The organism is Mycobacterium sp. SMC-15 (assembly GCF_045310925.1).
In the GTDB taxonomy this organism is placed as follows: domain Bacteria; phylum Actinomycetota; class Actinomycetes; order Mycobacteriales; family Mycobacteriaceae; genus Mycobacterium.
This window is the reverse complement of sequence record NZ_JBJIAJ010000001.1, coordinates 91,550-105,120: the sequence shown is the minus strand read 5'-3', so window position 1 is coordinate 105,120 and position 13,571 is coordinate 91,550. Positions and strand designations below refer to the sequence as shown.

At 66.3% G+C, this 13,571-nt stretch carries 10 protein-coding genes and 1 pseudogene; 5 read left to right on the top strand and 6 right to left on the bottom strand.

What is annotated here, in order from left to right:
* Positions 1-14: 14 nt before the first annotated feature.
* Positions 15-2,798 (bottom strand): AAA family ATPase, encoded by a 2,784-nt coding sequence (locus tag ACJH71_RS00490; RefSeq protein ID WP_406756090.1) that lies wholly within the window; start codon positions 2,796-2,798, stop codon positions 15-17.
* 109 nt (positions 2,799-2,907) lie between these two features.
* Here ACJH71_RS00490 and ACJH71_RS00485 point away from each other — a divergent pair, with 109 nt between their 5' ends.
* The 4 genes and pseudogenes from ACJH71_RS00485 to ACJH71_RS00470 all read left to right on the top strand — a co-directional run bounded on the left by ACJH71_RS00485 (position 2,908) and on the right by ACJH71_RS00470 (position 6,938).
* Positions 2,908-5,205: a cellulase family glycosylhydrolase gene (locus ACJH71_RS00485; protein WP_406756089.1), complete on the top strand. Its 2,298-nt coding sequence runs from the start codon at positions 2,908-2,910 to the stop codon at positions 5,203-5,205.
* A gap of 62 nt (positions 5,206-5,267) precedes the next feature.
* Positions 5,268-5,510: pseudogene (locus ACJH71_RS00480) on the top strand (DNA-formamidopyrimidine glycosylase family protein); the annotation flags it as partial.
* Positions 5,511-5,663: 153 nt separating this feature from the next.
* Positions 5,664-6,131 carry a zinc finger domain-containing protein gene (locus ACJH71_RS00475; RefSeq protein ID WP_406756557.1) on the top strand — a complete coding sequence of 156 codons (468 nt, stop codon included), beginning with the start codon at positions 5,664-5,666 and terminating at the stop codon, positions 6,129-6,131.
* A gap of 57 nt (positions 6,132-6,188) precedes the next feature.
* A complete protein-coding gene (locus tag ACJH71_RS00470; RefSeq protein ID WP_406756088.1) occupies positions 6,189-6,938 on the top strand; it encodes an SDR family oxidoreductase in 750 nt (249 codons plus the stop codon).
* A 16-nt stretch (positions 6,939-6,954) separates the two neighbouring features.
* Here ACJH71_RS00470 and cysW read toward each other — a convergent pair whose 3' ends face one another.
* The 5 genes from cysW to ACJH71_RS00445 all read right to left on the bottom strand — a co-directional run bounded on the left by cysW (position 6,955) and on the right by ACJH71_RS00445 (position 12,775).
* Positions 6,955-7,785: a sulfate ABC transporter permease subunit CysW gene (gene cysW / locus ACJH71_RS00465; protein ID WP_406756087.1), complete on the bottom strand. Its 831-nt coding sequence runs from the start codon at positions 7,783-7,785 to the stop codon at positions 6,955-6,957.
* Positions 7,782-8,666 (bottom strand): sulfate ABC transporter permease subunit CysT, encoded by an 885-nt coding sequence (gene cysT, locus ACJH71_RS00460; RefSeq protein WP_406756086.1) that lies wholly within the window; start codon positions 8,664-8,666, stop codon positions 7,782-7,784. Before cysT ends, cysW begins: the two co-directional genes overlap by 4 nt.
* Before the next feature lie 334 nt (positions 8,667-9,000).
* On the bottom strand, positions 9,001-9,459 hold the full coding sequence (locus ACJH71_RS00455; protein ID WP_406756085.1) for a DUF5078 domain-containing protein: 459 nt from the start codon (positions 9,457-9,459) through the stop codon (positions 9,001-9,003).
* Complete coding sequence (locus tag ACJH71_RS00450; protein ID WP_406756084.1) at positions 9,456-12,332, bottom strand: RND family transporter; 2,877 nt, start codon at positions 12,330-12,332, stop codon at positions 9,456-9,458. Before ACJH71_RS00450 ends, ACJH71_RS00455 begins: the two co-directional genes overlap by 4 nt.
* Positions 12,329-12,775 carry an MmpS family transport accessory protein gene (locus ACJH71_RS00445; protein WP_406756083.1) on the bottom strand — a complete coding sequence of 149 codons (447 nt, stop codon included), beginning with the start codon at positions 12,773-12,775 and terminating at the stop codon, positions 12,329-12,331. The genes ACJH71_RS00450 and ACJH71_RS00445 overlap by 4 nt, the downstream gene beginning before the upstream one ends.
* A gap of 169 nt (positions 12,776-12,944) precedes the next feature.
* On the opposite strand from ACJH71_RS00445, the gene ACJH71_RS00440 reads away from it, so the two are divergent.
* Positions 12,945-13,553: a TetR/AcrR family transcriptional regulator gene (locus tag ACJH71_RS00440; protein WP_406756556.1), complete on the top strand. Its 609-nt coding sequence runs from the start codon at positions 12,945-12,947 to the stop codon at positions 13,551-13,553.
* Positions 13,554-13,571 lie beyond the last annotated feature (18 nt).

Genomic DNA, 13,571 nt, shown 5'->3' with positions numbered 1-13,571 from the left:
GTCAGTCGCGGCGATCAGTCATCGTCGGCGGCGTGGGCGCCGGGCAATGCCGCGGACAACCCGGCTCGCGACCGGATGCCCAGTTTGCGGTAGACCCGGCTCAGATTCATTTCGACGGTCTTGGCCGAGATGTACAGCTGCGCGGCGATCTGCTTGTTGGACATGCCTTCCGACGCAAGTACCGCCACCCGGTGCTCGGCGGCGGTCAAAGTCGCGCGGTCGCCGTGGATCTGGTCGATGCGGCCCAGTTCGGCTTGTGCTCGCGCGGCCCACAGCGGCGCGCCGAGCTGGTGAAAGGTCTTCAGCGCCGCACCCAGGCTTGCCGTTGCACTGGAGTGGCGTCGCCGGCGGCGCTGCACCGTGCCCAGCAGCAACTGGGTGCGGGCTTGCTCGAACGGCATCGGCAGCCGGGCATGGTGTGTCATCGCCCGATCGAGGGCCTCGATCGCGGCCGGGAATTCGCCGCGGGCCGTCAACACCTGGGCGCGCCCGCGTGCCGCCACGGCCAGCGTCCACGGCCAACCATGGGTGTCGCCATGCTGCTCGAGCGTGTCGACCAGATACGCGGCGTCCTCGAGGTGACCCAGAGCGGTCAGTGCTTCGATGGCGTCGGGGAGATATCCGCCGCCCTGAACGTCGCAGCTGGGGGCGGTGCGGAATCCGTCCAACAGGGGCCGTAGTGCCGCCAGCGCCGCCGGATAGTTCTCGAGCGAGACCTCGAGGAAACCCAGGACCGCAGCGGGTTCTTTGGCCAACAGCGGAGCCCCGATCCGACCGGCGGTATCGATCGCACCCGCCGCCGCACCGCGGGCTTCGGCTTCGCGGCCGGTGTATGCCGCGACAGCGGCCTGGACCGTCCAGGCAGTGACCAACGCCAGCCGCGCATTCATCTGCTCGGCGCGTTCCACCGCCTCGCGTGCCGCAGCATCGGCCTCCTGATAGCGGCCCGCCCACAGCGTGATCATGGATATCCGAACGGCCGCCCAGAGAATGTCCACCTCGGTGCCGCCGACCCGAAGTTGCTGCTGAAATGCGCGCATCTGGGTCAGTGCACGGCCAAGGTCACCGCTGTAGGCGGGCATCATCGCCGCCACGCCACTGGCCCGAAACCAGGTGGTGGCGCCACCGTGCGGATCTTCCAGTTCCAGCGCCAGCCGCAGAGCGTCGCGATCCTCGCCGAGGCCGCGCGCGAACCTGGTGAAAACCAAGATCGACAACGCCTGGCTCCGCAGGTTCGGCACGCCGAGCTGGTCGGCGAGGCCAACGGCCTCCTGTGCCCGTGCGACGGCATCGTCGAGGCGGTCGAGCATGGCCAGCGGCAGAATCATCCGAAGCAGGCACAGCAGTCGCAGCGCGGCGTTGTCGCCGGCCTCGTCGGCCGCTGCGGCCATCGTCTCCGCAGAGCCCACCGTGTCGTCGTCGTATCCGAGCACCGCGCCCAGCCACATCAGTGCCATCGAACGCAGCACCCCCGGGGGCGCGTCCTGCAAGCTCGTCTGCAGATGTCGGCGTGCTGCAATCAGCGATCCCGCGCGGAACTGCAGCTCTCCGGCGCGGATGCGTCGCTGCGGGGTGTCGCCGCCTAATTTGATTGCCAGCTCGATCAATTCGGCGGCGACCGCCGGTGCGCCTCGCGCGGAGGTGGACTCGGCGGCCGCGTCGAGCGCCGACAGCGTGAGTTGGTCACCGCTGACCACGGACAGGGCCAGATGGCGTGCCTTGATCTCGGGCTGATCGATGACGTCGGCGAGCCGGCGATGCATCGCCCGCCGACGTGCGGGCGGGGCGCCGGTGTAGACGCCGGTGGCGAACAGCGGGTGGGTGAACCGCACCCGATTCCCGTCCAACCCGACGATGGCGCGACTTGCCACCGAGTCCAGCAGCTCGACGACGCGGGCCGCGGTGAAGCCGGCTCCTTGGGCGATCAATTCGACGGTGGGCGCCGCTGTGCATGCCGCGGCCAGCAGTACCGTGGTCTCCTCATCGTCGGCGTCCCCGATTCGACCGCGCACCAACGCCGACAGACTGTCCGGCAGGTCGACGATGGAATCGGATTCGCCGGTTGCCGTACGGGCCGCGAGTTCGAGGGCGAAGAACGGGTTACCGCCGGAGATGTCGTGAATGCGGGTGATCGTCGGCCGCGGCAGCGTGTGGCCCAATCGCGCGGCGATCAGGGCATGCAAGCCGCCCAGGGGCAACGGCCGGATGCGCAGTCGGGTCAGGGCCTCCGGACGGCGGAACTGCAGCCGCGACCGCATATCGAGCGAGTCCGGTTCCCCGATGCGGATACTGGCCAGCAGTCCGGCTCGTCCACTGAGTCGGCGGGCGGCATAGCTGATCACCGCCTTGCTGGAGCGATCCAGCCATTGCGCGTCATCGATGGCCAGCAACACCGGTGCCTGGACGCCGAGGTGTTCGACCACTGACAAGAAGGCCGTGGCGACCACGCGTTCGTCGGTAGCCGGGCCGTCCGCGACATCGCCCAGCTGCGCGCGGCCCAGGGCCAGGCGGTGCATGTCGGGCAACTGAGCCAGCACCGCGTCATCGACACCGCTCAACAGGTCAGCGACCGCCGAATAGGCATAGCTGACTTCGGCCGGCGAACCCCGTGCCGACAACACCTGAAACCCGCGTGTCAGCGCTTGATCGGTGCCGTCGACCAACAAGGTGGTCTTGCCGATGCCCGGTTCGCCCTCCAGCATCAGCCCCGCCGGGCCGTCCCCGATGCGCACAAGGAAATCCGATATCGCGCGGATTTCGGCTTCCCTCCCCGCCAACCCTCCCGACACGATCAACATGGTCGCAACGAACGGCGGCTTGCGGAACCGGTTGACAGTGAATGCGACCGGAGTAACGTTCCCCTTAGCTGAATCTCATATTTTTTTCAGCGGGTGGGGGCCGTCCGAAATGATTCGCGTTGGCGTGACCGCGGTGGCCGCGGTGCTGCTGGACCTGGCCATGATGGCGCCGGCAGCGCACGCCGATGTCGTCGACGAGCTGCTCGATCAGGCGCTGGCGCCGTTGGTCGACGCAGCGACCAACGGTCTTGACTGGGAGGCGTTGGGGGCGCCGTCGGCCTGGAATGCCTTCTTCGACTCCGCCCATTGGGAGGCCGCCTTCGCGGACCTCGGATGGCCGGGTGGTGGCGACGCATCCGCACTTGACGCGGCCGCATGGTTCGACCAGAACGTCTACACCCCACTGCACACCGGCATCGAGAACTGGATTCACAGTTCGACTCCCACCCCGCTGCTTGACGGGCTGAACCAGCTCAGCGAAGCGGTCGGCCTCGGGCCCATGGTTGCCGACGGAGCCGACGGCACCGCGCAGCATGTCGACGGCTATGCGGGCGGCTGGCTGTTCGGCGACGGCGGGGCCGGCTATGACAGCACCACCGCCCAGGTCGCCGGCGGCGGCGGAGGAGCGGCGGGATTGCTCGGCAACGGGGGGATCGGCGGGGCCGGCGGCGCGGGCGCAGGCGGGGGTGCCGGCGGAGCGGGCGGTGTGTTGCTGGGTGTCGGCGGGGCCGGGGGCGCCGGCGGTGACGCGTCGGGCGCGACCGGTGGCGTCGGCGGGGCGGGCGGCCAGGCGGCCGGGCTGCTGTTCGGGATCGGCGGCGCCGGCGGGCACGGCGGCAGCGGGGCCGATGGTTCCCACGGCGGTGACGGCGGCGACGGCACCGGGTTGCTGGGCAGCGGCGGTCACGGCGGTGACGGTGGCGACAGCGGCGTGGGCGGGCCTGCCACGGGCTTGCCGGCGTTGGGTGGAGCGGGCGGCAACGGCAGCACGCTAGGCACCCACGGCGCGGTCGGCCACTTCGGCGCCGATCCCACCCGGGGGCCGGTGGACCCGGCGGCTTTGGCCAGCACAGGAGGCTGGATCACCAATGCCGACGGGCAGGTCGTCATCCTGCACGGCCTCAACGAGGTGTACAAGCTTGCGCCGTACGAACCCTCGGCGATCGGATTCGGCGACGACGACGCGGCCTTCCTCGCCGACAACGGGTTCAACGTGGTGCGCCTGGGCGTCATCTGGGCCGGCGTGGAGCCGCAACCCGGCATCTTCGACGACGCCTACCTCTCGTCGATCGCCCAGACCGTGCAGATCCTGCACAACCACGGCATCACCGCCATCCTCGACATGCACCAGGACGACTACTCCGGCATGTTCGCCGGCGAAGGAGCGCCCGACTGGGCGGCACAAGACGGCGTTCTGCCCAACCTCGACTTCGGCTTCCTGCTCAACGGCCTCCTCAACCCCGCGAGTAACCACGCGTGGGATGCGTTCTGGTCCAACTCGCCCGCGCCCGACCAGGCCGGGCTGCTGAACCACTACGCGCTGATGTGGGAGCACGTGGCCGACTACTTCAAAGGCAACCCCGGAGTGGCCGGCTACGGCATCATGAACGAACCGGCCGCGGGCTTCCAGACCCTGTCGAGCCTGTTCAGCCCCCACTTCGGCACCCAGGAGCTGACACCGTTCTACAACCAGGTGGACGCCGCGATCCGTGCTGTCGACCCGCACACCCCAGTGTTCTTCGAGCCCGAGGTCATCAACGGCATCGCATTCCCGATCAGCTTGGGCACGGTCGACGACCCCAACACCGTGTTCTCGTTTCACAACTACCTCGGCTACGTCGGACCACTGACCGGCGTCGCGGTGAACAACGCCATGGCCTATGCGAGCACCCACGGCATCCCGACATTCATGAGCGAATTCGGCTCAGGCGCCGACCTGGACACCATCGGCGCCACCATGGGCGCTGCCGACCAGAACTTCATCGGGTGGACCGAGTGGGAGTACAGCGACCGGGGCGACATCACCACCACCGGCGGCGGCCACGGGTGGCTGGTCCACGACCCAGCGGTGGCACCGACGGGCGACAACGTAGACGCCGCGAAGTTGGGCCTGTTGGCCGAGCCGTACCCGCAGCTGGTGTCCGGCACCCCGACCTCCTGGTCCGTCGTCGACGGCGCACTGCATTTCAGTTTTTCCACCGTGATGGCGAACGGGTCGGGCAGCTTCGCCGCCGGTTCCATCACCACCATTTCGGTGCCGGCGCTCGCCTATCCCGACGGCTATGACGTCTTCGTCAGCGGCGGGCACGTCGTCTCGGCGGCCGATGCCGCCGAACTGGCCATCGCCTCCGACTCCGGTGCCGCCACGGTCTCGGTCGTGGTGAGCCCCGCCGCCGCGACGGGCTGACAACTCGCCCACGGGCCGAAAGAGTCGGGCGCGCCGGCAGCGAAACGGGCAGACTCGGGGGCATGCCGGAGCTGCCCGAGGTCGAAGCACTCGCCGATCATCTGCGCCGGCACGCCGTCGGCTGCACCATCGGCCGGATCGATGTGGCGGCACTGTCGGTGCTCAAGACCTTCGACCCGCCGCCGACGGCGTTGCATGGCGAGCAGGTGACCGGCGCGCACCGCTGGGGCAAGTATCTGGGGTTGCAGGCAGGCGAGCTGTTCTTGATCGCGCACCTGTCCAGGGCGGGCTGGCTGCGCTGGTCGGATCAGCTGGCGGCTGCGCCGCTGCGCCCGGGCAAGGGCCCGATCGCGCTGCGGGTGCACCTGGGTGTCCCGGGGCAGGCCCCCGGCTTCGATCTGACCGAAGCCGGCACCCAGAAGCGACTGGCGGTCTGGTTGGTCGACGACCCGACGAAGGTGCCGGGCATCGCCACCCTGGGTCCCGATGCGCTGGCGATCGACGCCGAGGAGCTGGCTGGGCTGCTGGCCGGCAATACCGGTCGCATCAAGACCGTCCTGACCGATCAGAAGGTGATCGCTGGGATCGGCAACGCCTACAGCGACGAGATTCTGCACACCGCGCGGCTGTCGCCATTCGCCACCGCCGGCAAATTGTCGACAGCTCAGCTGACCGCACTGCACGAGGCCACCCGTGCCGTGCTGACCGATGCGGTGACCCGCTCGGTCGGCCAACAGGCCGCCACCTTGAAGGGGGAGAAGCGCTCCGGTCTGCGGGTACACGCCCGAACCGGGCTGCCGTGCCCGGTCTGCGCCGACACGATCCGGGAAATATCTTTCGCCGATAAGTCGTTTCAGTACTGCCCGACCTGCCAGACCGGCGGCAAGGTACTCGCCGACCGTCGGATGTCACGACTGCTCAAGTAATTCTTCTAAATCTTCGACGTGACTTCGACAGCCGGCGACCGCCGTTAAGCTGCCCTGGTGACCCGTCAGAGAATCCTCATCACTGGGGCCAGTTCAGGACTGGGTGCCGGCATGGCCCGCGTTTTCGCTGCGCAGGGACGTGATCTGGCCCTGTGCGCGCGCCGGACGGACCGACTTGATGAACTGAAAGCCGAACTGACAGACAAGTTTCCGAAAATCAATGTAGCGGTGGCTGCGCTCGATGTAAATGACCACGACGAAATACCCAAGGTGTTCAACCACTTCGCCGCCGAGTTGGGTGGAATCGACCGGGTCATCGTCAATGCCGGCATCGGCAAGGGTGCCCCGCTCGGCTCCGGCAAGCTGTGGGCCAACAAGGCAACCGTGGAAACGAACTTGGTCGCTGCGCTGGTGCAGATCGAGACCGCGCTGGAGATATTCAAGTCTGCCGGCAGCGGCCACCTGGTACTGATCTCATCGGTATTGGGCAACAAGGGCGTTCCGGGCGTCAAGGCGGCGTACGCCGCCAGCAAGGCCGGGGTGTCATCGCTGGGCGAGTCGCTGCGCGCGGAGTACTCGCGCGGCCCTATCAAAGTCACGGTGCTGGAACCGGGTTACATCGAATCGGAGATGACCGCCAAGTCGGCGTCCACCCTGTTGATGGTGGACAACGCGTCCGGGGTCAAGGCCATGGTGCGGGCCATCGAACGTGAAACCGGCCGGGCCGTGGTCCCGTCCTGGCCATGGGCTCCCCTGGTATGGCTGCTGCGCCGCATGCCCCCGCAGTGCACCAAACGCTTCGCCTGATCGGTCCCGGCTCGGGTCAGCGGGCCATCCAGTCCAGGGCTTTGGCCCGCCTGCGGTAGATCAGCAGGACCGCCTTGGCGATCAAGAACGCAACGGCCACGCCCATCAGCAGCGTGGACACGGCATAGGCGCCGTACTCGGCCCCGCGATGGTAGCGATCGTTGACCAACAAGGTCAGGGTCTGCGAGTGTCCAGGCAGGTTCGAAGACACCATGATGACCGCGCCGAACTCGCCGAGGGTGCGCGCCGTGGTCAATACCACGCCGTAGGTCAGCCCCCAGCGGATCGACGGCAGCGTGACCCGCCAAAGTGTCTGCCACGCATTGGAACCCAGTGTGGCGGCGGCCTGCTCCTGTTCGATTCCGATCTCCACGAGCACCGGCTGGACCTCGCGCACCACAAACGGCAGGGTGACGAAGATGCTGGCCAGCACCATCCCGGGCAACCCGAAGATGATCTTGAATCCCAGGTTGTTCTCGACAAAGCCCAGCGCGCCCGATGACCCCCACAATGCGATCAGGGCGACCCCGACGATGATGGGTGAGACCGCAAAAGGCAGGTCCAGGATCGCCTGAAGCGTTGATCGGCCCCGGAATTTGTTGCGCACCAGCAGGATCGATGTCGAAACGCCGAACAATGCGTTCAGCGGCACCACGATGATCACCAGGAGCAGCGACAGCTTCAGCGCCGAGATAGCCGCCGGGGTGCTGATCCAGGCCCAAAACTGGCCCAACCCGGGCTCAAACGTCCGGTACAGAATCACCGACACCGGAGCGATCAACATGACGCCGATATAGGTCAAGACGGTGAAGCGCAGCAAGTGCCGCTTCTCCAGCCGCGCCGTCACTCGGCCTCCTCCTCGCGCTTGGCCGCACGCCCACCCACGGTCCGAAGCAGCATCAACACCGCGAACGAGATCGCCAACAACACGATCGAAATCGCCGCCGCGCTGGTGTGGTCGTCGTTCTCCACCAGTGAGCGGATCCACTGCGACGACACCTCGGTCTTGCCCGGCACGGCGCCACCGATCGTCACGACCGAGCCGAATTCGGCGACACACCGCGAAAACGCAAGTCCGGCACCGGTCAACAACGCGGGCTGCAACGACGGCAGCACGACCGTCCTGAAGGTGACCAGGCGCGTCGCGCCGAGGGCCGCGGCCGCCTCCTCGACTTCCCGGTCGATCTCCATCAGCACCGGCTGGACGGCACGGACCACCAGCGGCAACGTGACGAACGCCAGTGCCATCGCCACCCCGGGTGGAGTGTGCTGCAGGTGAATGCCGATCGGACTGGTGTTGCCGTAGAGGGCGAGCATCACCAAACTGGTGACGATGGTCGGCAGCGCGAACGGCAGATCGATAAGCGCATCGATCACTCCTTTTCCGACGAAGTCGTCGCGCACCAGAACCCAGGCGGTCGCCAGACCGAACACCACGTCGAGCACGGTGACCAGCACCGAAATCGTCAGCGTCACACGGAACGACTCGAGTGCCGCGTGTGAGGTGACGGCCAGCCGGAAGCCGTTCCAGCCCCTACCGCCGGCTTGCCAGGCGATGGCCACCAGCGGCAGCAGCACGATCACCGACAGCCACAGTGTGGTCACGCCGATGCGAAGCGGCGTGATGACGGACCGGCTCGAAGCGCCGTGAAGGGCCGTCGTGGTGTCGGCGGCCTCCGGGTGGATTTGGACTCGTGCAGCCGGCTCGAGTGGAGTCGTGACAGTCATCGGGCGAACCCGAAAGAAGAATGCATGCTGGCCTTCCCATGCCCGAGATGTTCGGCACCGGTCACCGAAAGTGACTACCGAGAATTAGCAAGTGGCGGGAGAGTCAGCGACAACAGTGCAGAAAGCGCGCGAAGGCACCGCGGTGGCGGCCGAACGCCGGTGCGGCGCTCCGCCCAGCACGCGATGGCATCTGCATGGCGCGTAGCTTAAAGAAACCTGGACGTCGAAATCTTTGTCGTGCCGCGATAGGTTTCCCGGCTGAAATGCCATGTGTCGCACTTCAGCAGGGCCGACATCCACGCCCGGCGGCAAAAACTCAGGGTGAGGGAAATGCCTAGGGCTGCTTCTGGTGCCAGTCCCAGACCGACATGTCGCCTGCCGGGTAGTTCATGCAGATGTCTGTGGTGCGGGCGGCCACGCCTTTGTTGTTGAAGAACAGCTTGGCCCAGTTGGGCCAGCGCCACGACATGGTTTCGAAAAAGGCGTTGGTGGCGGTGTCTTCGGAATATTGGCGGCGGCCGGCGTAGTCCATGCCGAAGAACCAGTGGATGCGGTCTTGGGCGCCTTGCCGGTCGGCGGCGGGTTTGTTGTTGTAGTCGATCATGTAGCGCTCGTAGTAGACCGGCGCGACGTCGCGGGCTGCGGCCATGATCTGTTCGGCCGAACAGGGGGTGCGCAGGATGCGGCTGGGTATCGGGTAGTCGTCGGTGGCGTCGGCGGCGACGACACCGGCGGTGGTCACGGCGCCGATCAGGGCTGCCGTGGCGATGCCGAGGTGGACTGCATACTTCACGCGGGGACCTCCTCGGGCTGCCGCTGGACGGGATCGGGCCACTTCGCGGGAACCGGACGCTGGCGCACCAGCTGCGGCCACCAGAACCACTTGCCCAGCAACGCCGCGATCGACGGCGTCATGAACGACCGCACGATCAAGGTGTCGAACAACAGGCCCAGACCGATGGTTGTACCGATCTGCCCGAGGATCACCAGGGGGCTGAAGATGAAGGCTGCCATGGTCGCCGAGAAAACCAGGCCGGCGGCGGTGACGACCGAACCGGTGCCACCCATCGACCGGATGATGGCGGTGTTGAGGCCCGCGTCCATCTCCTCCTTGAATCGCGACACCAACAGCAGGTTGTAGTCCGCTCCCACCGCCAGCAGCAGGATGATGGCCAGCGGCACCACGACCCAGAACAGATGAATCCCGAAGATGTACTGCCACACCAGGACTGACAGACCCACCGATGCCCCCAAGGAGAGGACGACGGTGCCGACGATGACGAAGGCGGCGACGAGGCTGCGCGTCACAATCACCATGATCAGCAGAATGAGAGCGACCGCGGCCAACGCCGAGATCAGCAGGTCGTACTTCATCCCCTCCTGGATGTCCTTGTTGGTGGAGCCGATACCCGCGACATAGATCTTGGCGTCCGACATCGGCGTCGCCTTGAGGGCATCGAACACCGACTCTTTGATGGCGTTGATGTGCGGAATCGCCTCGGGATTGGCGGGATTGCCCTGATGGGTCACGATCATCCGGGCCGCCTTGCCGTCGGGTGACAGGAACAGCTTGAGGCCGCGCTTGAAGTCGGCGTTGTCGAAGGCCTCCGGCGGCAAGTAGAACGTGTCATCGTTCTTGGCGTCGTCGAACGCCTTGCCCATCGCGGTGGCGTTGTTCAGGGCTTCTTCGCTCTGGGTGTTGATGCCCCCGGTCGTCGCAAAATTCGACAGCGTCAGGTCGCGGTTGCGCTCCTGAATCGCGATCTGCGGTGGCAACAGGGCCACCAGTTGTGGTTGCAGCGCGTCGAGGTTGTCGAGGCTGGCGGTGATGGAGCCGAACTTCTCGGACAGCTCCGAGATCCCGTCCAGTGAGTCGAACACCGACCGCAGCGCCCAACACATCGGAATGTCGAAGCAGTGTGGCTCCCAGTAGAAGTAATTGCGCAGCGGGCGGAACTGGTCATCGAAATCGGCGAGCTTGTCCCGCAGCGCGTTCATCGTCGTGACGGTGTCGTGAAACGCCTGGGTCTGTTCGTGGGTGACCGCAGCGCTCTGCTGCTGCAGGGCAAGCTGTTGGCGGAGCACCTCGATCGTGTTGTCGATCTCGCCGGCCTGCTTCAGCAGATCGTTGGCCCGGTCTTTCTGGTAGTCGAGGTTCATGATCTGGCTCGCACTCGACGCGCTGATCTGGAACGGAATGGAGCTGTGCGTGATCGGCGTTCCGAGCGGTCGCGTGATGGACTGCACCAGCGCGATTCCCGGCGTGTGGAGTATCGCTTTGGCCGCACGTTCGAGAATCAGCATGTCTGCCGGGTTGCGCATGTCGTGATCGGTTTCGATCATCACCAATTCGGGATTGATCCGCGCTTCGGTGAAGTGGCGTTCGGCGGCTTCCATCCCGACGACGCCGGGTGCGCTGTCGGGGATGTAGGGGCGGTTGTCGTAGCTGGTCTGGTAGCCGGGCAATGCGAGCACGCCGATGAGTGCGGTCGCGCCGGTGACTACCAGGATCGGTCCGGGCCAGCGCACGATGGCGGTGCCGATCTTGCGCCAGCCCCGCGTCCGTTGAGCGACCTTCGGTTCCATCAGCCCGAACCGGGTGGCTATCAACAACACGGCGGGCCCCAGCGTCAGCGCGGCCGCCAAGGTCACCAGAACACCGATGGCAGCCGGTATTCCGAGGGTCTGGAAGTAGGGGAGCCGGGTGAAGCCCATGCACGCGACCGCGCCGGCGATGGTCAACCCCGATCCGACCATGACGTGGACGGTGCCGCGCCACATGTCGTGGTAGGCCTCGATCCGGTCCATCCCCTTGCCGCGCGCCTCTTGGTAGCGGCCGACGACGAAGATCGCATAGTCGGTGCCGGCCGCAATAGCCAAGAGCGTCAAGAGATTGGTCGCGTAGGTGGACAGGCCGATGACGCCGGCGTGGGCGAGGACCGCAACCACACCGCGGGCCGCCGCGAGCTCGACGGCGACCGTCAGTAGGACGATCGCCATGGTCAGCACCGAGCGGTAGACGAACAGCAGCATGAGGCCGATGACCAGGAAGGTGACGGCGGTGACCTCGTTGGTGCCGGCGCTGCCGACCTCGAAGTTGTCGGTCACCAGCGGCGACGCGCCGGTGACGTAGGCCTTGACGCCGGGTGGGGGTGGCGTGGCGGCGACGATCTTGCGCACGGCGTCGACAGATTCGTTCGACATCGCCTCGCCCTGATTGCCGCGGAGGTAGATCTGCGTAAGGGCCGCTTTGCCGTCTTTGCTCTGTGAGCCGCCGGCGGTCAGCGGGTCACCCCAGAAGTCCTGGACGTGCTCGACGTGCTCGGTGTCGGCCCGCAGCTTCTTCACCAGGCCGTCGTGGTACTCGTGTGCCTCGGGGCCCAGGGGCTGATCGCCTTCGAGAACGATCATGGCCGCACTGTCGGAATCGAATTCGTCGAAGACCTGCCCGATGTGTCGCATCGCGAGAATGCCCGGCGCGTCGGGCGCGTTCTGCCCGACCGAGCGTTCCCAGCCGACCACCTCGAGTTGGGGTGCGATGGTGTTCGAAATGGCAGCGATGGCGATCCAGATCAACAGGATCGGTAAGGACAGCCTCCGGATGAGCCGCGCCGGCAGGGAGCCCTCGTGGGCTTCAGGGGCGGTGTCGGTGTGCTGGCCACTCATGCGGTCTTGTCCAGGCACGCGATGTATCCGTTCACGTGGTTCGTAGACCTTTCATCCGTGACGATGCCGTTGACGGTGATTCGGCAGCCGATGGTGTTGCCGTCGCCCTGTGCGCGAAGGTCGGCGTACATCGTCGGGTCGTCGGTGGTCAGCGCCTGCGACCACGGCAGCGGGACGCTTTCGACGCGCTGGGGCTGGGCGTTGATGTCCAGAAAGTTGATGGTGGCCACGGATCCGGGCGAACCGAACACCTCGAACAACACCTGTTTGGGGTTGTAGCCGGTGTTCTCCAAAGCCTCTGAGCCGGGCCTCGACACCTCGTTGTTCGAGCCGAAGATGCCGCGCAGTCGGTCGACACTGAACCCGACCAGGGCGACCACCACGATCGCCACGATCGCCACCCACTGCCGGCGGACCAACTTGGTTACCGAAAACTTTTTCAAAACAAAGCCTTTCGACGCCGCGCTGACGATCTCGCCGAATGCGACGCGGAGAAATTGTCACGTAAGATGGAACGGTACGGTACCGTGCCGATGTATCGCAACCTGCTTGACATCTGCGCAAAACACTGCTCTCGCGGAACAACCGCGGTGCGGGTGGAAGGAGACGACGATTTCCAAGGATCGTGGCGATGACTCGGGGTGCCCGTGGAGTGCGCGGGAGGCCGAGCTGTTGGCGATCACGCTGGAGCTGTTGCAGGAGCATGGATACGACCGCCTCACCGTCGAGGCGGTGGCGACCAGGGCCAAGGCCAGTAAAGCCACGATGTACCGGCGTTGGCCCACGAAGGCCGACCTGGTGCTCGCGGCGTTCATCGAAGGCACCCGTGCGTCGGCAGCCGCTCCCAATACCGGCTCACTGCGTGGTGACCTGCTGGAGATCGGCCGCTGGACCTGTGGGCAAGCGCTGGAACAGATGCGCACGATGCGCGCGGTGCTGAACGAGATGTCTCACAGCCCCGCGTTGCAGGAGGTGATGCAGCAGAAGTTCATCCAGCATCGCAACGTTGTGATCGACTCCGTGCTGGCCGATGCCGTCGCACGCGGTGAGATCGAGGCCTCGGTGATCAACCAGGAGATCTACGATCTGCTCCCGGGCTACCTGGTGTTCCGGGCACTGGTTTCCGATCGGCCTCCGACGCAGGAAACGGTTCGTGTTGTGGTCGACGACGTGCTGCTGCCCAGCCTGCGGGCCAAGGGTGCGGGGCGACGGCCGACTTAGCCACCGTCGGGCAGCGCA